This window comes from Caulobacter sp. (assembly GCF_965279145.1).
Taxonomy (GTDB): Bacteria; Pseudomonadota; Alphaproteobacteria; order Caulobacterales; family Caulobacteraceae; genus Caulobacter.
Window position 1 is genome coordinate 718,862 of record NZ_OZ257139.1, and the last position, 22,509, is coordinate 741,370.

17 protein-coding genes are annotated in these 22,509 nt (G+C 68.2%); 10 read left to right on the top strand and 7 right to left on the bottom strand.

The genetic code is table 11. From position 1 onward, the window contains the following. Positions 1 to 77 precede the first annotated feature (77 nt). On the top strand, positions 78 to 503 hold the full coding sequence (locus ACQY9P_RS03385) for a VanZ family protein (RefSeq protein WP_421736668.1): 426 nt from the start codon (positions 78 to 80) through the stop codon (positions 501 to 503). On the opposite strand, the gene ACQY9P_RS03390 is transcribed toward ACQY9P_RS03385, so the two are convergent. Further along, positions 456 to 1,193: a hypothetical protein gene (locus tag ACQY9P_RS03390; protein ID WP_421736667.1), complete on the bottom strand. Its 738-nt coding sequence runs from the start codon at positions 1,191 to 1,193 to the stop codon at positions 456 to 458. The genes ACQY9P_RS03385 and ACQY9P_RS03390 overlap by 48 nt on opposite strands. Before the next feature lie 1,027 nt (positions 1,194 to 2,220). Between ACQY9P_RS03390 and ACQY9P_RS03395 the strand changes: the two genes are divergently transcribed. Continuing rightward, positions 2,221 to 2,538: a hypothetical protein gene (locus ACQY9P_RS03395; protein WP_421736666.1), complete on the top strand. Its 318-nt coding sequence runs from the start codon at positions 2,221 to 2,223 to the stop codon at positions 2,536 to 2,538. A gap of 114 nt (positions 2,539 to 2,652) precedes the next feature. Here ACQY9P_RS03395 and ACQY9P_RS03400 read toward each other — a convergent pair whose 3' ends face one another. The 4 genes from ACQY9P_RS03400 to ACQY9P_RS03415 all read right to left on the bottom strand — a co-directional run bounded on the left by ACQY9P_RS03400 (position 2,653) and on the right by ACQY9P_RS03415 (position 6,183). Continuing rightward, positions 2,653 to 2,832 (bottom strand): hypothetical protein, encoded by a 180-nt coding sequence (locus ACQY9P_RS03400; protein ID WP_421736665.1) that lies wholly within the window; start codon positions 2,830 to 2,832, stop codon positions 2,653 to 2,655. Between the two features lie 506 nt (positions 2,833 to 3,338). After that, the gene (locus tag ACQY9P_RS03405; protein ID WP_421736664.1) at positions 3,339 to 3,806 is read right to left on the bottom strand and encodes a hypothetical protein; all 468 of its coding nucleotides are present in this window, start codon (positions 3,804 to 3,806) and stop codon (positions 3,339 to 3,341) included. A 2-nt stretch (positions 3,807 to 3,808) separates the two neighbouring features. Next, positions 3,809 to 5,260, bottom strand: coding sequence for a bifunctional glutamate N-acetyltransferase/amino-acid acetyltransferase ArgJ (gene argJ / locus ACQY9P_RS03410; protein WP_421736662.1), 1,452 nt, complete (start codon positions 5,258 to 5,260; stop codon positions 3,809 to 3,811). 26 nt (positions 5,261 to 5,286) lie between these two features. Beyond that, the gene (locus ACQY9P_RS03415; protein WP_421738265.1) at positions 5,287 to 6,183 is read right to left on the bottom strand and encodes a peptidylprolyl isomerase; all 897 of its coding nucleotides are present in this window, start codon (positions 6,181 to 6,183) and stop codon (positions 5,287 to 5,289) included. Between the two features lie 353 nt (positions 6,184 to 6,536). Here ACQY9P_RS03415 and secA point away from each other — a divergent pair, with 353 nt between their 5' ends. Further along, positions 6,537 to 9,302: a preprotein translocase subunit SecA gene (gene secA, locus ACQY9P_RS03420; protein ID WP_421736661.1), complete on the top strand. Its 2,766-nt coding sequence runs from the start codon at positions 6,537 to 6,539 to the stop codon at positions 9,300 to 9,302. Positions 9,303 to 9,452: 150 nt separating this feature from the next. Here secA and ACQY9P_RS03425 read toward each other — a convergent pair whose 3' ends face one another. Beyond that, positions 9,453 to 10,823 (bottom strand): MFS transporter, encoded by a 1,371-nt coding sequence (locus tag ACQY9P_RS03425; RefSeq protein ID WP_421736660.1) that lies wholly within the window; start codon positions 10,821 to 10,823, stop codon positions 9,453 to 9,455. Positions 10,824 to 10,907: 84 nt separating this feature from the next. Between ACQY9P_RS03425 and ACQY9P_RS03430 the strand changes: the two genes are divergently transcribed. From ACQY9P_RS03430 to ACQY9P_RS03460, 7 genes are all read left to right on the top strand, one after another. Then, positions 10,908 to 11,612, top strand: a complete 705-nt coding sequence (locus ACQY9P_RS03430; protein WP_421738264.1) for an ArsR/SmtB family transcription factor — start codon at positions 10,908 to 10,910, stop codon at positions 11,610 to 11,612. A 138-nt stretch (positions 11,613 to 11,750) separates the two neighbouring features. Continuing rightward, positions 11,751 to 12,050 carry a hypothetical protein gene (locus ACQY9P_RS03435; protein WP_421736659.1) on the top strand — a complete coding sequence of 100 codons (300 nt, stop codon included), beginning with the start codon at positions 11,751 to 11,753 and terminating at the stop codon, positions 12,048 to 12,050. 169 nt (positions 12,051 to 12,219) lie between these two features. Continuing rightward, the gene (locus tag ACQY9P_RS03440) at positions 12,220 to 13,068 is read left to right on the top strand and encodes a universal stress protein (protein ID WP_421736658.1); all 849 of its coding nucleotides are present in this window, start codon (positions 12,220 to 12,222) and stop codon (positions 13,066 to 13,068) included. A gap of 54 nt (positions 13,069 to 13,122) precedes the next feature. Continuing rightward, positions 13,123 to 15,660 (top strand): cation-translocating P-type ATPase, encoded by a 2,538-nt coding sequence (locus ACQY9P_RS03445; protein ID WP_421736657.1) that lies wholly within the window; start codon positions 13,123 to 13,125, stop codon positions 15,658 to 15,660. Positions 15,661 to 15,798: 138 nt separating this feature from the next. Continuing rightward, positions 15,799 to 19,542, top strand: coding sequence for a LodA/GoxA family CTQ-dependent oxidase (locus ACQY9P_RS03450; protein ID WP_421736656.1), 3,744 nt, complete (start codon positions 15,799 to 15,801; stop codon positions 19,540 to 19,542). Further along, positions 19,539 to 20,675, top strand: a complete 1,137-nt coding sequence (locus ACQY9P_RS03455) for an FAD-dependent monooxygenase (RefSeq protein WP_421736655.1) — start codon at positions 19,539 to 19,541, stop codon at positions 20,673 to 20,675. The genes ACQY9P_RS03450 and ACQY9P_RS03455 overlap by 4 nt, the downstream gene beginning before the upstream one ends. Before the next feature lie 32 nt (positions 20,676 to 20,707). After that, positions 20,708 to 21,988 (top strand): phosphatidylserine decarboxylase family protein, encoded by a 1,281-nt coding sequence (locus ACQY9P_RS03460; protein WP_421736654.1) that lies wholly within the window; start codon positions 20,708 to 20,710, stop codon positions 21,986 to 21,988. A gap of 8 nt (positions 21,989 to 21,996) precedes the next feature. Here the strand turns inward: ACQY9P_RS03460 and ACQY9P_RS03465 are convergent, their stop codons facing one another. Continuing rightward, complete coding sequence (locus tag ACQY9P_RS03465; protein ID WP_421736653.1) at positions 21,997 to 22,464, bottom strand: hypothetical protein; 468 nt, start codon at positions 22,462 to 22,464, stop codon at positions 21,997 to 21,999. Between the last annotated feature and the right edge of the window lie 45 nt (positions 22,465 to 22,509).

The following is a 22,509-nucleotide window of genomic DNA, read 5'->3' on the forward strand; positions in this document are numbered from 1 at the left end:
GCCTGTAGAGTGGCCGGACATTGGCTGCGTCCTTGCATCGCCTGGATGACGCCACTTTTTCGTTCGATAGGCCGCGCATGCCGTTTCGCAATCGCAAGATCAACGCCCTGGCCTTCGCGATCTTTGTCGCGGCGGCGGCTTTCGCCCTGTGGCGGGCCCTGCTGCCCGACGATGGCGGCCTCAGCATGATCCCCTGGGACAAGGCCAAGCACTTCATCGTCTTCTATGTCCTGACCGCCCTGGCGATCACCGCCCTGCCGGCCAGCCGCTTCTGGCGCATCGGCGTGGTGCTGTTGGCGTTTGGCGGCCTGATCGAGGTGCTGCAGGCCTTCGTCGGCCGCGACGCCGCCTGGGGCGATGTGCTGGCCGACGCCTGCGGGATCGGCGCGCTGTTTGGACCGATCGTCCTGCGCGACCTGACCGTCGGGCGCGCCACCCTGCCGATCGCCCCGCCCCTAGAGGTAGGCCAGGTGCTCGGGCAGGAAGTAAAAGAGCCACTCTAGCTTCAGCACGTTCTGCAGCTCCCGGAAGCTGGGCGGCTGATAGCGCGAGACGATGTGCAGCGGCGTTCCGGTGATCTTCAGCGCCTCGATCAGCAGCACGATCGAGGTGTCGACCGTGGCGATCCGCGCGGCGCGCTCGATCACCGTGCTCCAGTCGATCAGGCTGTAACCCTCGATCATCTGTAGACGGATTTCCTTCTCCGGCGCCCGATGCGGGAAGGGAATGGTCCGCGAGCTGCAGGTCTCGTTGATCAGGGCATAGGGCACGCCGTCGTCGAGACCCAGCAGCTTGAACAGCGCCTCTTCCTTGGCCAGGTCACGGCGCAGCTCCACATAGTCGGCCCAGTCGGCCATCTCGACCCCGGCCACCTGATACTTCAGGTCCATGGTCTGCTCGGGCGCATAACGCCAGCTGAAGAACAGCGACAGATAGGTGTAGTTGGGCCCCTCGATCGGGCACAGGGCGATCTTGTCGCCCAGGAACAGCGTCTCTTCCTTGAAGTCGAACTCGTCCTCCAGCAGGGGCGTCTCGACATTGGCCGGCATCACCAGGGCGTCATAGACCCACTTGTGCTTTTCCAGCACGGGCATGATCACGCGACGGCCCTGGGCGGCATAGGTCTTGGCGATCTTCTGGATGAAAATCAGATCGCCGGCCATGCCGGGCTGGAAGATGATCACGGGCTTCATGGGGGGCTCGCAGAATCAGGGTGACAGCCAGTCTGTCATAACTTCACCGTTCCGCGCCCTGTGGCGGATTTTCCTGGACGCACGGCCTTACGTCCTCGCGCGGAAACCGCCGAGTTATTGGGAAGGGTCGCGGAGCGTCCGGGCCTCGCCCGGAATGTGTGAGTTCTAAGTACCGTTTCGACGAAGACGAACGCTCCGCGTGACCGTTATCCCTCTGGCCGGGGCGCGCGGGTCTCGTTCAACCCTTCACCCCCATCCGGGTTGCCCTCCTCGCGACGGACCCAGCCTTGGGCTGCAGCCTCGCCGATTCCGGAGGACCCGGAACGTACCTTCGGACGGGCGGGGACCTCCGACGAGAGTTCCCCGATGGACAGGTTTACGTCACCTGTCCTCGTTTAAGCCCAGCCCGGTCCCGCTCACGCGACTCCGGTGGCCCCGCTCGATCACCCCTGACAGCCGCCTCTGGTCGCCGGCCGGACGCCCTTCCCGTGCTGTCAGGTGAGATTGATTATGCGGGCGGTTTGAACGCGGAGGATTGGCGCGATCAACTATTTTACAAGGCGTTGATCGGGTTGGGGTTTGTTCTGGAAAGTACGGGGATTGAGCGCGGTCTATCCCCTCAAGTCCTCCCCCTAGCGGGGGAGGTGTCGGCCCCTTCGGGCCGACGGAGGGGGAAGTAACCGCTGAATCCCTGCGGTCTTCCCCCACCGGCCTCCGGCCGCCTCCCCCTTCAGGGGGAGGACTTGGTAGCGCGCGCCCCGCCCACCTTCGCGCCGAAGGAAGCCATCCTTACATCTCACGGCGAGACGATCGCCGGACTGTCCAGGTTGCTCAAGGACGGCGCTCCGCGCCGCCGCGGAGCGGCCGGTCGAAGACCGGTCCTTGACCAACCTGGACAGACCGGCACGCTGCAGCCTCCAAGAGATGTAAGGATGAGCGCGACGCCGGGGCGTCGGCTTTTTGGCGTGAAGGCAAAGGGCGCTTTCGACCCATTGCGGACGTCGGGCTCAGGCTACAATGATTGGCGATGCCCACCATCGAACTCATCGTTGAGGCCGACGAGCCCGCATTGTTCTTCTCATCAGTGAGCGGGGCCGAAGCCTACCTCGAAGCTATTGACGTCCGACATGGTGTCTACGCCGCCGCCTACGGGCCTGACGGGCAAGTCTTCAAGTTGGAGGCGATAGGCGACAAGGTGCGGATCACCTCCGTCGGAGGCTCAAAGGCGCAAGACGATCTACGCGCGCTTCTGCTTCGCCATCTCTCCGCCGGTAAAGCGCATGACGTCAAAAGCACGGAAACACTTTCAGGCCTGTTGGCGAAATGCGAGGCCGCAGCGATCTAACTATCGCAAATCACCCTAGTCGGACTCTGACTGGTCTTCAGCTAGGCTGGAAGAATGATTGATCTCTTCAACTTCCAAGATCGCCTCCCTCGAAGGGGAGACGTCCATATTTGCTTAATCGACCAAGCTGCGGCCGAGGATTTGATCTCGCTGGCCGAAATCGATAGCCGCTTCTTTGGCCACATCCTGTATGGCGATGACGTCGGTAAGCGATATGTCGGCGTTTGGGGCAAGCGGACAGCGGCTAAATTTCGCAAGACGCTGCAAGAGCGCGGCGCGAACTTGAAAGTGCATGCCAGCCATCCACCTGCCCGGCTCATACGGTTTGCGACACAAGGGTCAGCGCGAGCAAAGTCACCGAGCTGCAGCTAACGACCCTAAGCGGACGCCTGTTCGCGGCTATCTTCTCCACCGGCCGGGACTGGCCAAAGTCAGGACAGTGCAGGTAGCGACGACCGTGCACATAACGCCAATTCTGAACTTCCCGCTCCAATGGGTGGGGAAGCTAAAGAGGAACGACAGCCCTATAACTGTCCCGACAAAGGTCGCCAAGGCAAGGGATAGGTAAATGCGGCGGGTCGCGATGTAAAAGAGAGCTAGCGAGATAAATAAGCCGAAAAGGCCCGCTGAGACCGCATCGATATACAACATGGAAATTCCGCTTGATTAGCCGGGCGCAGGCCACGGTGTATCAGCACGACCACTTGAGCAAGGTCCGCAAACCACCCCAAACGGATCATCAGAATGTCCGCTCCCCACCTCGGCGGCGCTGCTCTCTCAAAGGCGCTGAACGTCGCCCCCTAGTTCGGAGCCGACACTTCCAAGTCGAACGCCGCGTTAAGCGCGTCGTCATCCGCCACGGTCCCGCCCAGGGCGGCGTCCAGCACGCCCTCCAGCGCCGTCCACACGAAGGCCAGCTGCTCCAGGACGGCCGGGAGGCGCTCGACGTCGAAGCCGGGATAGAGGTCCTCGACCAGCCACAGGCCGGTGTGCGGGTCGAAGCCGAAGCGGCTGCCGATCAGGCGGAACTGGGCGCGGGCCAGGGTCTCGAACAGGGCGTCCAGGGTGCGGGCGCGGTCCAGGTCGTCGGTGTCGAGCACCTGGCAGCGCACCTGCAGCCAGCCGTTCTCGGGCAGCAGATAGAAGGCCCCGCCGTCTTCGGAGCCGGAAACCTCAAGGCCGCCGTCGATGTCCTCGACCACATAGCCGTGCTCGCGACAGATCGCGGCGACCTCGCCCAGCAGCAGAAGGGGGAGCTCGTCGGACATGGCTAGCTCCGGTAGTCGCCGTTGATCGCCACATATTGCTTGGTCAGGTCGCAGGTCCAGACCGTGGCCGAGCCCTTGCCCACGCCGACATCGACGGTGACCTCGAACTCGGGCTTCTTGACGTAGGCGCTCATCGCCGCCTCGTCATATTCGGGCGAGACCAGGCCGTCGCGGGCGGCGTAGAGGTCGCCGAACTTGATGCTGATCCGCTCGCGGGCCACCGGCTCGTCGGCCCGGCCGATGGCCATGGCGATGCGGCCCCAGTTGGCGTCCTCGCCGGCGAAGGCGGTCTTGACCAGCGGGCTCTCGGCGATGGTGCGAGCGATCTTGCGGGCGCTGGCCGGGCTTTCGGCGCCGTTGACGGTGACGCGGACGAACTTGGTCGCCCCCTCGCCGTCGCGCACCAGCTGCTGGGCCAGGTCGAGCAGCAGCAGGTCCAGCTTCTCGCGGAAGTCGGCCAGGCGCCTGTCGCCGGCGCGGTGGATCTTGGGCGCGGTCGACTGGCCGGTGGCGAACAGCAGCAGGGTGTCGTTGGTCGAGCGGTCGCCGTCCACCGTCACGCTGTTGAAGGTGGTGCGGGTGTAGAGCGAAACCAGGGTCTGCAGGGCGGCCGGGGCGATGGCCGCGTCGGTGGCCACGAAGGCCAGCATGGTGGCCATGTCGGGCGCGATCATGCCCGAGCCCTTGGTGATGCCGGCGATCTTGACCTCGTGCCCGTCGATCAGGGCCGTGGCGAAAGCCCCCTTCGGGAAGGTGTCGGTGGTCATGATCGCCTGGGCGGCCTCGGACCAGGCGTCCTCGGTCAGGCGGGTCTCGACCTCGGCCAGGCGGGCGGTGATCTTGCTGTCGTCGAGGATGACGCCGATCACCCCGGTCGAGGCCATCATCACGTCGCGCTGGCGGCAGTCGAAGCGCTTGCCCACGGCCGTGGCCACCCGGCGCACCGCGTCGGCGCCCGGCTTGCCGGTGAAGCTGTTGGCGCAGCCGGCGTTGACCACCAGGGCCCGCACGTCGGCGCCGCCCGTGGCGGTGAGCTGGCGCTTGCACCAGTCGACCGGGGCGGAACCCACGCCATGACGCGTGAAGACGCCCGCCGCGCTGGTGCCCTCGGCGAAGCGCATCAGCAGCATGTCCTCGCGCTCGTGCTTGTAGAAGCCCGCGCGGCCGGTGGCGATCTCGACGCCGGCGATCGGGGGGATGCGCGGGAACGGCACGGCCAGGGGCGAGATCGCCAGGCCCGGCTTGCCCGGCGCGGCTGCGGCCTTGGCGGCGACCTTGGAGGGCGCCTTGGCCGGAGCCTCCTCGCGCTTGTCGGCGCGACGCTGGCCGGCGCGTTTCAGGGCCGAGGCCAGGGGATCCAGCGCGCGCTCGATCGTCTGGCCCACGCGCTCAACGGCGCCGGGCGCGGCTTCGGGAGCGGGCGTCGCCGCGGTCTTGTCGGTCTTGCGGGGCATGGGCTCGCCTCGATCTGGCTTGACGTCTATTTCTTCTGGGGCGCAGGAGCGGACGCGGGCGCCGCCGCGCCGCCTTGCAGCTCGGGCGGGGCCGAGGCCGGTTCCTGCGGCGCGCCGGGCAGATCCTGGGCCTTGCCGGTCAGCATGTCGACCTTGGCCCCGCCGCGCAGCTTCTCCAGCAGGTCGCGGACCTGGTCATAGGTCAGGAAGCGGACGATCTGGGGACGCGCGGCCTCCAGGGTGATCGGCTCTTCCATGCGCTTGTCCTCGACGCGCAGGATGGCCCAGCCGCCCTCGGTCGCGAACGGCCCGATCAACTGGCCCTTCTGGGCGTTCTTCAGCGCGCCGGCATAGGCCTCGGGCATGACGTCGACGGTGAAATAGCCCAGGTCGCCGCCGTTGAAGCGGGTGGCCTGGTCGGTCGAGCGTTCCATGGCCAGGGCGTCGAACGAGGCGCCGGTCGCCAGCAGCTTCTTGATGCTCTCGCCCTCGGCCTGGCTGGCGACCAGGATCTGGCGGGCGCGGATTTCCTCGGAGCGTTTGGACAGCTTCTGCTGCTCGGCATACAGGCGGCGGATGGCGTCCTCGTTGACGGCCTTTTCCACCACGCTCTCGACCAGCATGTCGCCCAGGATGCGCTCACGGGCGGCGGCCAGGCGGCGCTGGGCGACCGGATCCTTGTCCAGCTTGCGCTTGAGGGCCTCGGCGGCCAGCAGCTTCTGGTCGACCACCTCGTCCAGGCGCTGGCGGAACAGCTCGCTGGAGATGTCCAGCGGCTCGCCCTCGCTGATCAGGCCCTGGGCCACGGCCTCGCGCTTGACGTCGGAGGCCCAGACATTGTGGCCATTGACCCGCGCGACAGCGGTGTCGCCCGGCTCCGGCGGTTTCTCGGCGCTCTTGTTCTGACCGCAGGCGGCCAGCATCAGGGCGGCGGCCAGGGCGATCCAGACGCGGGTATGGGCGGACTTGGCCAAGGAGGGATCTCCGTGCGGACTTCGGTTCGGCTCTAGCGTGGTTTTGACACAAGGGGAATGCAACTCGGGCCCTTCTATCAGAAGGCCTTTCGCGAAATTGGGGCGGCGAGGCCACAGAACGGCGAGAAGGGCGGAAACCTTGGCCTTCCCCACGCTCTATAAGGGGGGCTCGCGTTGACACTGACAGGGTCGCTGCTTAAGTCTCGCGCGCGCCGTAAGAGGCCGAAATCGTCGCGCGGGGCAATGTCCTCGCAGGAACGCAACGCCCTTTACGCCTAACACTTCACCGGAATCTCGACTTCATGCTCGGCTTCGCCAAAAAGCTCTTCGGCTCTTCCAACGACCGCAAGGTCAAGACGCTGACCGCCCGCGTGGCGAAGATCAACGCCCTGGAGCCGGAATACGCCGCCCTCTCCGACGAGGCGCTGAAGGCCAAGACCGACGAGTTCAAGGCGCGGCTGGAAAAGGGCGAAACCCTTGACGACCTGCTGCACGAAGCCTTCGCCGCCGTGCGCGAGGCCTCCAAGCGCGTGCTGGGCATGCGCCACTTCGACGTCCAACTGGTGGGCGGCATGGTGCTGCACTTCGGCGGCATCTCGGAAATGCGCACCGGCGAGGGCAAGACCCTGGTCGCCACCCTGCCCACCTATCTCAACGCCCTGGCCGGCAAGGGCGTGCACGTCATCACGGTCAACGACTACCTGGCCAAGCGCGACGCCGAGTGGATGGGCCAGATCTACAACTTCCTGGGCCTCAGCTATGGCGTCATCGTCAACGGCCTGAGCCAGGGCGAGCGCCAGCGCGCCTATCGCAGCGACATCACCTACGGCACCAACAACGAGTTCGGCTTCGACTATCTGCGCGACAACCTGGTCTACAGCGTCGACGAGATGGTCCAGCGCGGCCACCACTTCGTCATCGTCGACGAAGTGGACTCGATCCTGATCGATGAAGCGCGCACCCCGCTGATCATCTCGGGCCCGACCGAAGACCGCAGCTCGCTCTACATGACCATCGACGCCCTGATCAAAGAGATGATCAAGGACAAGACCACCTACGATCACGACGAGAAGCAGAAGCAGGTCATCCTCACCGAGGAAGGCCAGGAGCGCATCGAAGAGATCCTGATGTCGGGCGGCCACCTGGCCGAGGACACCGCCGGTCTCTATGACGCCGCCAACATCTCGGTGGTGCACCACGTCAACCAGGCCCTGCGGGCCAACGTGCTCTACACGCGCGACAAGGACTATATCGTCAAGGACAACGAGATCGTCCTGATCGACGAGTTCACCGGCCGCATGATGACCGGCCGCCGCCTGTCGGAAGGCCTACACCAGGCCATCGAGGCAAAGGAAGGCGCCGCCATCCAGCCCGAGAACCAGACCCTGGCCTCGGTGACCATCCAGAACTATTTCCGCCTCTACACCAAGCTGTCGGGCATGACCGGCACGGCCTCGACCGAGGCCCAGGAGTTCGAGGACATCTACAAGATGGGCGTGTCGGAAATCCCGACCAACCGCCCCGTCCAGCGCATCGACGACGACGACGAGGTCTATCGCACCGAGCGCGAGAAGAACGAGTCGATCCTCAAGCAGATCGCCGACTGCCACATGCGCGGCCAGCCGATCCTGGTCGGCACGGTGTCGATCGAAAAGTCCGAAGAGCTGTCCAAGCTGCTGTCGACCTTCGCCTGGGAAAACGACGGCAAGAAGATCAAGGGCATCCCGCACCAGGTGCTGAACGCCCGCTTCCACGAGCAGGAAGCCGGCATCGTCGCCGACGCCGGAGCGCCCGGCGCGGTGACCATCGCCACCAACATGGCCGGCCGCGGCACCGACATCCAGCTGGGCGGCAACCTCGACATGCGCCTGGCCAGCTGGCGCCAGCAGCAGAAGGGCCTGGGCATCACCCCGACCCCGCAGGACGAGCTGGCCATGCGCGCGGAGATCGAGGCCGACATCGCCGAGTCCAAGGCCAAGGCCCTGGCCGCCGGCGGTCTGTTCGTGCTGGGCACCGAACGCCACGAAAGCCGCCGGATCGACAACCAGCTGCGCGGCCGCACCGGCCGTCAGGGCGACCCGGGCCGTTCGAAGTTCTTCCTGTCGTGCGAAGACGACCTGCTGCGCATCTTCGCCGGCGAGCGTCTGGACGCGATCATGCGCACCTTCGGCGTCCAGGAAGGCGAGGCGATCACCCACAAGTGGCTCAACAACGCCATCGCCACCGCCCAGAAGCGCGTCGAGCAGCGCAACTATGAGATCCGCAAGAACCTCCTGAAGTACGACGATGTCGTCAACGACCAGCGCAAGGCCGTGTTCGAGCAGCGCCAGGAGTTCATGGAAGCCACCGATCTCTCCGAGATCATCCACGAGATGCGCCATGACGTGGTCGACGACCTTGTCCTGCGCCACCTGCCGCCCAAGGCCTATGCCGAGCAGTGGGACATCGAAGGCCTGACCGAGCGCGTCAAGTCCATTCTCGGCCTCGACCTGCCCCTGGCCGAATGGGCCGCCGAGGAAGGCATCGCCGACGAGGAGATGCGCGAGCGCATCACCAAGGCCGCCGACGAATACGCCGCCCAGCGCGAAGAGATCATCACGCCCGAGCAGATGCGCTCGGTGGAAAAGAGCTTCCTGCTGCAGATGATCGATCTGCAGTGGCGCGAGCACCTGATGCACCTGGACCACCTGCGCAACGTCATCGGCCTGCGCGGCTACGGCCAGCGCGATCCGCTGAACGAGTACAAGACCGAAGCCTTCAGCCTGTTCGAAAAGCTGCTGGGCGACCTGCGCACCAACACCACCCGCTGGCTGATGACGGTCGAGATCGCCTATGCCGAGCCCGAACCGCTGCACACGCCGGAAAACCTGATCCAGGTCCACATGGACCCGCTGACCGGCGAGAACGTCGCCATCGCCGGCGCGATCCCGGAAGGCCTGTCGCCGCAGCAACGCGAAGCCCTGCCGATCTCGGTGCTGCCGGAAGGCTGGGAAAACACCAGCCGCAACGGCGCCTGCCCCTGCGGCTCGGGCAAGAAGTTCAAGTACTGCCACGGGTCGCTGGTCTAGGCGGCTCCGGGTTTTGAATTGAGTTTGAAGCGCCCGTCCTGGGAAACCGGGGCGGGCGTTTTGCTGTTTCCCTTCTCCCCTTGCGGGAGAAGGTGGCGCGAAGCGACGGATGAGGGGTCGCACCGGACAAGCCGAGAAACCCCTCATCCGTCATCCTTCGGATGACACCTTCTCCCGCAAGGGGAGAAGGGCGAAGCACGCCGCCCCCGCCAGCATCACCGCCGCGATCACCGCTGACGCCCGCAGCCCGAACACGATCCGCTCCGGTCCGCCCGCCGCCAGAGCTCCGAACACCGCCACGCCCGCCGCGCCGCCGGCCTGGCGACAGGCGTTCAGCACCCCGGTGGCCGCCCCGGCGATCCCTCGATCCACGCTGGCCAGCAGGCCGGACGTCAGGGCCGGGATCGCCAGCCCCATGCCGCCGGGGATCAGCAGGAAGCCGGGCAGCATCTCGAGGAACGAACTGCCCGCCCCCAGCCGCGCCGTCAGCCCGTACCCCGAGGCCGCGATCAGCACGCCGGTCGTCGTGACCCGCGCCGCGCCGAACCGCGCCGCCAGCCCGCCGCTGACCAGGTTGGAGACGATGAAGGTCGCCGTCAGGGGCAGGAAGGCCAGGCCCGCCCGGGCCGGCGCATAACCGACCGCGCGCTGCAGATAGAGCCCCAGCACGAAGACCAGACCGTAGTAGGTGAAGTTCAGGCCAGACCCCACGACCACCGCCGTGGAGACCGCCCGCTGGCGGAACATCGACAGCGGCGCGACGGGATGCGGGCTGATCACCTCGACGCGCAGGAAGGCGCCGGCCGCGAGCAGGCCGACCAGCAGCGCCGCAAGCGGCCCCGGATGCCCCCAGCCGCGACGGCCGCCCTCGATGATCGCCCCGACCACGGCGGTGACCGCGACCAGGGCCAGGGCCTGTCCGGGCAGGTCCAGCGGCTTGCGGGCCTTGGGCGGAGCCTCGGGGATAACGGCCAGGGTCAGGACCACGCCTAGCAGGCACAGCGGCAGATTGACCAGGAACACCCAGCGCCAGCCCAGCCCGGCGATCAGCAGACCGCCCAACACGGGTCCGGCGGCGATCGACACCCCGCCGGCCGCTGTCCACCAGCCCACCGCCCAGGCTCGTCTGCGGTCGTCGCCCGCGAAGGCGTGGGCGATCAGGGCCAGGGACGGCGGAACCAGCAGGGCGCCCGCCGCGCCCTGGGCGACCCGCGCGGCGATCAGGTCGGTCGGTCCCCGCGCCAGACCGCAGGCGGCCGAGGCGACGGCGAACAGCACAAGGCCGGCCACGAACACCCGCCGGGGTCCGATCCGGTCGCCCAGCGCGCCGGCCGACAGCAGCATGGCCGCCAGCGCCAGGACATAGGCGTCGACCACCCACTGCAACTGCGCCATCGGGGCGTCGAACGCCGTGCCGATGGCGTCCAGCGCCACATTGACGATGGTCACGTCCAGCTGGGTGACCAGAAAGCCGAAGCTGGCGGCGATGACGATCAGTGACGGGCGGGCGGCTTGGCTCATGGCCCCTCCTTGCCCCGGCGCGGGTCGCCGACGCTACACGAACCGCTGAACTATCCTCGGCCCCGGATGAGCTATGGTGCCGACATGGACGCCAATATCGCCGCCCCCGCCGCCCTGATCGGCGACCCAACCCGCGCCGCCATGCTGCAGGCCCTGCAGGACGGCCGCGCCCAGCCCGCCAGCGCCCTGGCCTGGGCGGCCAGCGTCACGGCCCAGGCGGCCAGCAATCACCTTGCCAAGCTGGTCGACGGCGGACTGCTGGCGGTCGAGCGCGAAGGCCGTCACCGCTATTACCGCCTGGCCAACGCCGAGGTCGCCCACGCCCTGGAAGCCCTTTCCGTGCTGGCCGCGCCGGTGCGCTCGTTGGAGACCCCGCGCTCGCCCAAGGCCCGCGCCCTGCGCGACGCTCGCTGCTGCTACGGCCACCTGGCCGGCCGGCTGGGCGTGTGTGTGGCCGAGGCCCTGACGCGCCGCGACCTGATCCGGCCCGCCGACAACAAGCTGTATGAGATCACACCGACAGGCCGTGTCTGGTTCGAGGACCTGGGCGTGGCAGTTTCCACCCTGCGCTCGCCGCGCGGCGTCGCCCGCCAGTGCCTGGACTGGACCGAGCGTCGGCATCACCTGGCCGGACCGCTGGGCGTGAAGCTGCTGGAGCGGATGACGGCGCTGGGCTGGCTGGCGGTCGAACGCGAGGGGCGGGCCGTGCGGCTGACCCCGGAGGGATGCGCGGCGCTGCGCGAGCGGCTGGGGGTGGATCTGGACGCCGAGGGGCTGCGAGCTGCCTAGAGCGCGCGCGACGGGATTGGACATCGGTTAACGCGAGGCCCAAGGTGCCCCATCGTCGGCTAGCTTCCCTGGACGCCCGACGGCTGAGAGACCGGGCCTGTCGCCCCAAGCTCCCGTCTTTGCTGACGTGGAGCCCAAATGTCCTCCTACACCGTCTTTCCCTTCAAGGCGTCCGGCGTGGCGCCGGTGTTTTTCGCCATCGAACGCGATGGAGACGCCGCCGCCGCTCTGGAAGCGATCCGGTTGCTGGGACAGCACACCAGCGCCGACCGCGTCACCGTCTGGCGCGATGAGCAACTCGTCTTCAGCGGTCTCTCGACAGATTGCGCGGCGTGGCTGGCGACCGAGCCGGACCGCCTGGCCAGTTGTCTGGCCCTGAACAGTCCCGAGGACGCGTGCCCTGCCGATTGCGGACGACTGGCCGCCTCGGCGACCTGAGTTCCGGGCGGATCGGAACGCAATCCGGCGTCGATCGCGGCGCGGGCGGGGAAACCACGGCCGAGCACAGGGTAGAATCGACGCGGCGCATGGTCGAAGGTGATCTGGCGCAAGGCGGCGCCCATGGCCTGGTGGCAGAATTCAGACTTCGACCTCGGGAGCGACCAAGATGGCCTATCATGATCTGCTGCTGCACATCGACACCTACCCGACACCCACGCCGGACGCGGCGGTCGACGAGGCCATTCTCCTGGCGGCCAGCCTGGGCGGCAGGCTGACGGCCCTGGCGCTGGAGATCGAGATCCCGGTCCACAGCAATCGCGTGGCCGACTTCCTGATCGGGCTGAGCGACATGGCCACCGCCGAGGAGGCGCGCAGCCGCAAGGCCTGCAAGGACGGACTGGCGCACTTCACCGCCCAGGCCGGCGCGGCGGGCGTGTATCAGGCCGCCCTTTCGGCGAAGGCCAATCACTATGACGCCCCCGATGACGTGGCCAGGATCGCGAGGGCCTACGACCTTTGCCTGCTGCCGCGCATCGATGGCTTCGACGGACAGTTCGAGGTGGCGCAAAGCGTGGTCTTCGGGTCCGGCCGTCCCGCCCTGGCCTTCAAGCTGGGCACGGCGGCGCCCCTCATCGAGGGACCCGACGCGGTCGTCGTCGCCTGGGACGGCAGCCGCAACGCCGCCCGCGCGCTGGCTGACGCCTTGCCCATCCTGGTTCGCGCCCGGCACGTGCGCATCCTGACGGTGCTGAACGAGAAGCCGGGCCTGCCCGCCGGCGCTGGCGCCGAAGCGCTGCGCCATCTTCAGGTTCACGGCGTCAGCGCCGCCCTGGATGAGGTGGATACCAACGGCGAGTCGATCGGAACGGTCTTGGACCGCTATCTTGAACGCGTGAAGCCGGACCTGCTGGTGATGGGCGCCTATGGCCATTCCCGCGCCCGGGAGTTTCTGTTGGGCGGCGCGACCCAGCATGTTCTGGCGCGCCAGCCCTGCCCCGTGCTCCTCTCGCATTGACCTAAAGGGTCGGGACCTCAAGGGCTGGCGAACGCCGGCGGATCGGACAGGCTGATGGCGCGCGATGACCTCGGCGGACTGACAACGATCGAGGCGGAGCGACGGCTGGCCGAGATGGGTCCCAACGCCCTGCCCCAGGCGCCCGGTCGGGGCCTGGGGCGCATCGTGCTGGACACCCTGCGCGAGCCGATGTTCCTGCTGCTGATCGGGGCGGCGGGGCTCTACTTGGTGCTGGGCGACCTGGGCGAGGGTCTGTTCCTGATGGCCGGGGCGGTCGCCACCATCGGGCTGGTCGTCCTGCAGGAGACGCGCAGCGAGAACGCGCTGTCGGCTCTGCGCGACCTGTCGCAACCGCAGGCCCGCGTGATGCGCGACGGGGTCGAGGTCCGGCTGGCCGCGCGCGACCTGGTTCCGGGCGACATCGTGCTGGTCGGCGAGGGCGAGCGCCTGCCCGCCGACGGCGCCCTTGTGGCCGGCGACGTGCTCAGCGTCGATGAGTCGGCGCTGACCGGGGAATCCGCGCCGGTCTCCAAGCGCCCCCTGGCGAAGGGCGAAGCCGCCGACGCCGAGACCCAGCCCGGCGCGGACACGGGACCCTATCTGTTCTCGGGCACGCTGGTGGTTCGCGGCCAGGCGGTGGCGCAGGTCGGCAAGACCGGCCCGCGCACGGCGCTGGGCAAGATCGGCGTGTCCCTGGCCGCCATCGTGCAGGAACCCACGCCGCTGCAGAAGACGGCGGGCCGCCTGGTCACCCTGCTGGGCATGCTGGCCATCGCCTTCTGCGTCGTCGTGGCCGTGGCCTATGGGCTGCTGCGCGCGGACTGGGTGGGCGGCGTGCTGGCCGGCATCACGGTGGCCATCGCCCTGATCCCCGAAGAATTCCCCATGGTGCTGGCCGTGTTCCTGGCGCTGGGCGCGGGCCGTCTGGCCCGGCACAAGGTGCTGGTCCGGCGCAGCGCCGTGATCGAGGCCCTGGGCGGAGCCTCCTTCCTGTGCGTCGACAAGACCGGCACCCTGACCGAGAACCGGATGCGCGTGGCCCGTCTGTGGACGGACGAAACCGATCTCCTGATCGAAGAGGGCGCCGCGCCGGCGGGGTCGGCGCGAGCCCTGCTGGAGGTCGCGGGCCTAGCCTGCGCCGTCCATCCGGTGGATCCGATGGACAGGGCGGTGCGGGCGTTGCTGGAGCCGTCGCCCGACGCGACGCCCGAACCGGAACGGACCTGGCCCCTGCATCCGGAGATGATGGCCATGATCCAGCTCTGGCGCGAGCCGGCGGGCACATGGCGCGCGGCCGCCAAGGGCGCGCCGGAGGCGATCTTCCGGCTGTGCGGCCTGGGCGATGAGCAGGCGGCGCGCCTGACGGGCGTCGTCGAGCAGTTCGCCGGCCAGGGCCTGCGCGTCCTGGGCGTCGCCGCGTGCCGGACAACGACGCCCTTTCCCGACGATCCTCAGGACGCGCCGTTCGCGTTCGAGGGCCTGGTCGGCTTTCTGGACCCCGTGCGCCCCGACGTCCCGGCGGCGCTGAAGGAGGCCAGGGAGGCGGGGATTTCGGTGGTCATGATCACGGGCGATCACCCCGCGACCGCCCTGGCCATCGCCCGGGCGGCGGGTCTCGACACCTCCGCCGGGGTCATGCTGGGCGACGAACTGGCCGCCCTGAGCGACGCGGCCCTGACCGAACGCCTTCGCCAGACGCGGATCTTCGCCCGCATCATCCCCGAGCAGAAGCTGCGCATCGTCCAGGCCCTGAAGGCGGACGGCCAGGTCGTCGCCATGACCGGCGACGGGGTCAATGACGCACCCGCCCTGGAGGCCGCGCACATCGGCATCGCCATGGGGCGCAAGGGCACCGACGTGGCGCGCGAGGCCGCCGATCTGGTGATCCTCGACGACAGCTTCGCCTCGATCGTCGGCGGCGTGCGGCTGGGACGACGCATCTTCGTCAATCTGCGCAAGGCGCTGGTCTATATCACCGCCATACACGTGCCGATCGCGGGCGTGGCGCTGCTGCCGATCGTCATGGGCCTGCCGCCGCTGCTGTATCCCATGCACGTGGTGTTCTTGGAGCTGGTGATCGATCCGGTCTGCGCGATGGTGTTCGAGGCCGAACCGGGCGGCGCCGCGGCGATGAAGCGCCCGCCGAGACGGCGTGACGAGCCGCTGTTCGGACCGCGCCAGCTGGGTCTGGCCCTGCTGCAGGGGGCCGGCGTGCTGGCCGGCGTGCTGGGGATCTACCTCTGGGCGCTGGGCCATCATCCGGAAAATCAGGCCCGGGGCGCGGCCTTCCTGACCCTGGTGGCCGGCAACCTGGTCCTGGCCCTGGCCGACGCCTCGTCGACTGGCGGCCATCTGTTCGCGCCGCATCGCCGGATCTTCTGGATCATCGCCTCGGCGGCTTCGGGCGTCCTGGCCCTGATCTTCGCCACGCCGGCCCTGGACACGATCTTCAAGGTCGCCCCGCCCTCGCCCGGCCTTCTGGCCAGCGCGCTGCTGATCGCGATCGCTAGCGGCGGCTGGTTCGCGGTGGCCAGACGCCTGGGTGGCCCAGGCAAGGCGTCGTCTCCGGTTGCTTCAATCAGAGGCCGATAACCCGCGAATACAATTTATCATTGTATTACTCGTTTAACGTGCTTAAGCTCGACGGTATTCAACCAGTGCAATCGGCGCCAATCCGGCCAGATCGCGTCTCTCCGCCCGGACAAGGCTGCCAGACCGAGGGAACGCGCCGTGGAGACTTTCCGCATACACCCCGCCGTGGGCATCGCGCGGGTCGGCAACAGCCCGCAATATGTGATCGCGCCGGAGACCATGGCGGGCCGTCCCGTCCCTGGCGCTCCAGGCCTGACGGGCGGCCTGCCGATCCGGGCGGGCACGGAGGCCGATCCTGTTCGCAGCACCGATCTGCGCGACGCGGCGGGCGCGCTGAAGCGTCATGCGGCGCGCTTCCGGATCTTCGCCTATCCCGATCAGGCCGAGGAATCCTGGCCCAGGGGCGATGGCGAGGAGGTCGTCATCGGCGGCGTCCTGAACGGCCGGACGGTGGCCGACATCGTCTGGACGGTTCACGTCGCCAACAAGAAGGCCAACGGCTTCGTGCTGACCGAAAGCGGCCTGCAGGGCATCGCCAGCTACAGCAACGGCCACCTTCCGCCCATCCGCAACCCGAAGATCGACGATCCCGACGCGCCCCAGCCCGTCGACAAGATCGCGGTGATCAACGACCCGGCGCGCGTGCGGCAATTGACGATCGATCCCGGCCCGCGCGTGACCCGCGGACGCGGCGCCCCGGCGGTGGGCTTCGACGCCCCGACGACAGCCGCCTATTTCGACGCCGACAAGGGCGAGGTGGTCGATCTGCCGGCCTACCCCAAGTCCTTCCCGTCCGACAGTTTCCCGAACATGGACACCCCCTCGGGCGCCATCGACACGCTGGGCGAGCTGATCACCGACGACAAGGGCCGCCTGCTGGTGTTGGGCGGATACGGACGCGCGGCGGCGTGGCGCCTGCGGGGCCAGGCCGCGCCCCTGGACGACGACGTCAACAACAACCAGTGGTTCGACGACTCCTGCGACGGCCCGGTCTCGGCCGCGATCCTGTTCACCGACGGCACGCGGGCCCAGGTTCACGGGGCCTGGGTGACCGCCACCGATCCGTCCTATGCGCCGCAGATCCTCAACGTGGTGTCGCTGTGGGATGACGTCTACGACAGCTGGGTGCGCGACCTGGCGCTGGAGCCGGGCCTCTACGACCCCGGTCGGGGCGGCTATCAAAGCACCTACAAGCCCGCCTTCGACGATCAGGTGGCGCCGATCTTCCGCAGCGCCGCGCTGCAGCAGTGGACGGTCAATCTCAGCCAGAAGGGGATGTCGGCCCATAACCAGCTGGCCACCATCACCGCCGAGGACGATCCGGCCACCACGCCCCTGGCGGGCATAGCGGCGATTTTCCGCGATCCCTATTCCCCCCAGCAGCAGAACAACACCACCCTGATGCCGCTGCATCTGGGCGACGCAGGCGAGCCGTTCCTGACCCTGCGCAAGACCCAGTATTTCTTCCTGCAGCGCTGGAACGAGGGCAAGGGCGCCTATCTGCCCGGATCGGGCAAGGCGCTGGGCCCCGGCGAGGCGCTGGACAAGGCCACCCTGGTCAACTGCCTGGGCGGCCGCTTCAGCCCCGGCATCGACCTGACCTTCGTGATGCGCGAGCCCGCCCTGTATATCCAGCCCTGGTCGACCTCGGGCGCGGGGCCGTTCCGCATTCATGGCAAGCCCCTGAACTACGCCGCCGTCAAGCCGGACGCGCCGCTGCTGACCGGCGGCTATGTGCCCCGCCATGTCGAGGCCGACGGCCTGGAGCCGGGCGACCTGTCCAAGTTCATGGCCCTGCCCTGGCACACCGACTACAATTCCTGCGCCACCCATCCGCCTTCGCCCAACCCGGCGGGCAATCGCACGGTGTTCTGGTCGTGGCCGGCCCAGCGGCCGGTGGCGGTCTACGCCGCCGAGGACGTCGCCTGGGGCTCGGACTCGGCCCCGGACGACGACCCCGCCAGCAGCTGGGTGCTGGGCGAGCAGCGCTGGTCTGTGCGCGGACCGGGCACGGATTCACCCGCGCCCGAAAACTGGGGTCGCTACCAGACGCGGCTGGACATGCTCGACAACTGGAACCGCATCGGCGTGGTGCTGCAGGCCCCGCAGATCGATCGTCCCAAGAGCAAGCAGAAGCAGCCCTGGCGCACCGACTGGTATCTGGAGGTCGCCAGCCAGCTGCGCGACACCGGCCTGACGCCCGTCGAACCGTTCCCCAACGAGGCCGCCGATCTGGATCCCGATCCGACACTGGGCCTGGATCCGCGCGAGCTGTTCTTCAAGCTGCTGAATGTCGACGTCTATCCCGAGATCCGCACGGACGCCCGGGCCTATGTCGACGCCTGGCTGCAGTGGGCCGAGAACTTCTCGAACGACGCGCAGACGCCCGAGGCGCAGCGGTTCTTCCCCTATAGCGAGCAGGCCTTCCTGAACCGGCTGGAGCTGATCTATCAGGAGCTGGTGGACGAGGCGGCCGACTTCGACCCCGCCGCCGACGGGCAGTTCACCACCTATGACGAGATGTGCGTCTATACGACCCAGTGGGCGCCGTTCAATCTGATCGACGGCGCCTGGCTGCGCAACATCGGCCGCACCGGGCCGATCGACGAGGTTCGGGCGCTGCTCTACTCGGTCTCGATGGACGAACTGGGCGACGGCGTCGTCTCGATGAACCACTGCAACATCTACCGCGATCTGTGCCACAGCATCGGCTATTACCCGCCGCCGATCGAGGCGCGCGAATTCGCCTATGACCCCCAGTTCCTCGACAGCGCCTTCACGGTGCCGGCCTTCCAGCTGGCGATCTCCGAGTTCACCGAGGACTACTATCCCGAACTGATCGGCATGACCCTGATGCTGGAGTGGGAGGTGGTCCAGCTGAAGCAGACCCGCGATAGCATGATCTATACGGGCCTGGACCCGCATTTCTACATCATGCACATCGGCATCGACAACGCGGTCAATGGCCATGGACAGCGCGCCGCCGACGCCGTGCGCCTGTATCTGCAGACCCTTCGCCTGACCGGCGGCGAGACCGCCGTCCAGCGCGCCTGGCGGCGGATCTGGAACGGCTTCGTGGCGTTCGGCAGCATCGGCACGTTCGGCGATGACCTGCTGAACCTGATCAACAGCAAGCCCGACCTGCGCCAGCAGATGCTGGACATGATCCAGCGCAAGGCCAATTACGGCAGCCGCAACCACCAGAAGCACATGGTCGGCCCAAGCCGCATCGACGAGTGGTTCGCCGATCCCCCCGGCTTCCTGCAGGCCCTGCAGGACCACGGCTGGATCACGCCCGGCGACTGGCAGAACAGCCGCATGCACGGCCTGATGAATTTCGAGACCGGCCCGATGTACCGCGTGTTCACCGACGACGAGATCGCGCTTTGGGAGGCCTATACCAACGGCCTGACCGCGCCGCCGCCCCCGCCGCCCCCGCCGCCGGTCTCCTCGGCCCGGGCCATGGCGGCGGTGATCGACCAGTTGCGACCCATCCAGAAGGGCAAGTCGGGCCATGTGACCAACATGATGGCCGACCCCGACGGCATGGTGCACACCCTGGCCTGGTGGTTCGAACAGCCGACCCGGGCGCTGATGCAGGCCCTGGCCTCGCCGGTCAACGATCTGGTCAAGCCCGGCGACCCGGCCTCCAGCCGCTTCCTGATGGAGCTGATCGCCCCCACGGGGCCCATGGGTTCGGTGTTCGGCATGCCGGCCAATCCGCCCAATACCGGCTCCCTGCGCGACGTGGTCAATCGGTGGATCACCGACGGCTGCCCGCTTCTGGACCAGACCCCTTTCACGCTCAGGCTCAACACCCCCCGGGCTAAGCGCGACCGCCATCCGACAGGGCGGATCTACGGGATGGGCAACGTCCATTGAACCGGCCGGCGCAAGCCCTGTACGACGTCGTCGTGCTGGGCGCGGGCCCGGCCGGCGCGGCGTGCGCCCTGGCCCTGGCGCGGGCGGGCGTGGAGCGGGTGCGCCTGATCGACGGCCCCTCGCCAGCCGGCGGCGCCGTCGGCGAGACCCTTCCGCCCGACACGCGGCTGTTGCTGGACCGACTGGGCCTGTGGACCGCGTTTGTCGCCGAAGGGCACCTGCCCTGCCTGGGTAGTTGCTCGTCCTGGGGCGCGGCGGCGCTGGGCTTCAATGACTTCCTGCTCAGCCCTCACGGGGGCGGCTGGCATCTGGATCGCGGCCGTTTCGACGCCTTTCTGCGCCACCACGCCGCCGCGGCGGGCGTCGAGACCTCGCAGGGCCTGCGGCTGGTCGACGCCGGCCCTGATCCGTCGGGCGGCTTCGCCCTGCGGCTGCGCGCGGCCGGCGGCGAGACGCCCGTGGTGCGCGCGCGCTTCGTCGTGGACGCCACCGGTCGCGCCTCGGCCTTCGCCAAGCGGCTCGGCGCGCGGCGCCGGGAGCTGGATCGCCTGACTTTTATCTATGGCTATTTCGCCGCCGGCAACGCCGCTTCTCCCTCGCGACTGACCCTGCTGGAAGCGGTGGCTCAGGGGTGGTGGTACGCGGCGGCCCTGCCCGGCCAGCGCCTGGCCGTGGCGCTGGCCGCCGACGCCGACCACGTGCGCGACCAGGGCCTTGGGCGCGACGCCCGCTGGCTGGGCGCGGCCCTGGCGACGCGACATCTGGCGCCGCGCCTGGACGGTTGCCGCTATCTGGCCGGCGGACTGACGCCGCGCGTGGCCAGCAGCTTCATCCTCGACAGGGTGGCCGGTCCGCGCTGGCTGGCGATCGGCGACGCCGCCGCCGCCTTCGACCCCCTGGCGGCCCAGGGCCTCTACAAGGCGCTCGCCGACGGTCTCGACGCGGCCGCCTGCCTGGGTCAGGCGCTGGACGGCGGCGACGAGCGCTTTGGCGACTACGCCGCCGGAATCCAGGCCCGCTTCGACGCCTATCTCGTAGGCCGCAACCATTTCTATGGGCTTGAACGCCGCTGGCCGGGCTCGGCGTTCTGGACGCGTCGACAGGCCCGACTTGACCTGGCGACCGCCGCCTAGCGTCGGCGCCGCCCCCACCCACGAGGCACAGCATGGCAAACGTCGCCCCCCATCACCGCCCGCCCCATCGCGTCGGCCAATGGCTGCCCAGCGACCAGAGCGCTGTCGAAACCTGGCTGGCGAACCTGATCGACGAGGTCGACGGCGACCACGGCGGACGGCGCGCCAGACCGCTGCACCCCGTCATCGAAGATCTCAAGACGCTGATCGAGAGCGACGCCGAGATCTACATGCTGTTCCATCAGATGTTCGAGCAGGTGCCCCACAGGCCGCCCTACAATAACGACCCCACCGGCAAGCCCCAGGTGCGCGACTATCACCTGATGCTGCGCCTGCTGAACGCGATCATGACGCGCGCGCCGGCCTTCAACAAAACCGATCTGGTCGGCTTTCCGATCAACGCGATCCTGGATTGGCCGATGGGCACGGGCGGCGGCTTCACCGCCTTCCTGAACGACAAGGTCAATGCCCGCTTTCGCGCCATGCTCGACGCCTGGGCGATCTTTCTCCGTTCGCCGGACTCGACCCACGTGCTCAACACCGACCCGGTCTCGGGTTGGTTCGGGCGCGACGCCATGGAGGCCATGCCCAACTTCGACAAGACGTTCCTCTGCGATCCCGTCGCCCCGCACCATGGCTTCACGTCCTGGGACGACTTCTTCACCCGCCGGTTCCGGCCTGGCGTTCGCCCCGTCGCCGCGCCCCACGACGACGCGGTGATCGTCAACGCCTGCGAGTCATCGCCCTATCGCCTGGCCGCGAACGTCAAGGCGCGCGACCGCTTCTGGATCAAGGCGCAGCCCTATTCTCTGGAGCACATGCTGGCGGGTGATGCGCTGGCGCCCAAGTTCGTGGGCGGCACGGTCTATCAGGCCTTTCTCAACGCCCTGAGCTACCATCGCTGGCACAGCCCGGTCTCCGGCACGATCGTCAAGGCCTACGTCCAGCCGGGAACCTACTATTCCGAAACCCCGGCCGAGGGCTTCGACCCGGCGGGACCCAATGAGTCTCAGGCCTACATCACCGAGGTGGCCACCCGCGCGATGATCTTCATCCAGGCCGACAATCCGGCCATCGGGCTGATGTGCTTCATGCCCGTGGGCATGGCCGAGGTCTCGACCTGCGAGATCACCGTGTACGAGGGCCAGCACGTCAAGAAGGGCGATCAGCTGGGCATGTTCCATTTCGGCGGCTCGACCCACTGCCTGATCTTCCGGCCCGAGGTGAAGCTGGAGTTCGATCTGCATGGCCAGAAGCCCGGCCTGGACTCCAAGAACATCCCGATCAACGCGCGCATCGCCACCGTGCTTTGACGGCCGCCCTACCTGCGGCGGGTTGACAGGACCACCACCGCCGCCGCCCCGGCGACCACCAGCGCGTCCTCGATCAGGCCGCTGCGGGTCTGCCCCACGCGGGCCATCGCGCGCTTGCGGCCGGCCAGGGTGAGGTAGGCCAGGGAAACGGCGGTCGCGACGGCGATCGCGGCCCCGGCCTTCTCCCGGCCGCGCGGCGCCAGCGCCGCGCCGGCGATGCCCGCGCTCATCACGCGGGCCAGCAGCCCCAGCGGGACGGTTCGATCCGGCGCCGACTTCATCTTGTCGCCGAGCAGTTCGCCCACGCCCATGAACAGGGCGCCGAACTCGAACAGGGGCTGGTCCAGCAAAACCAGACGGCCCGGAGCGGCGCGGCCGGCGAGGCGGGCGATCGCGATGGTGGCCATGGGCGTCATGGAGCGCGCGCTGGCGACAGCGCCGATCAGGGCGGAGGGAAGGAGTCCGAAAGTCTTCATCCTGGCTGAACACGCCAGCGCACCGTAGGTTCAGCCGCGCGACGG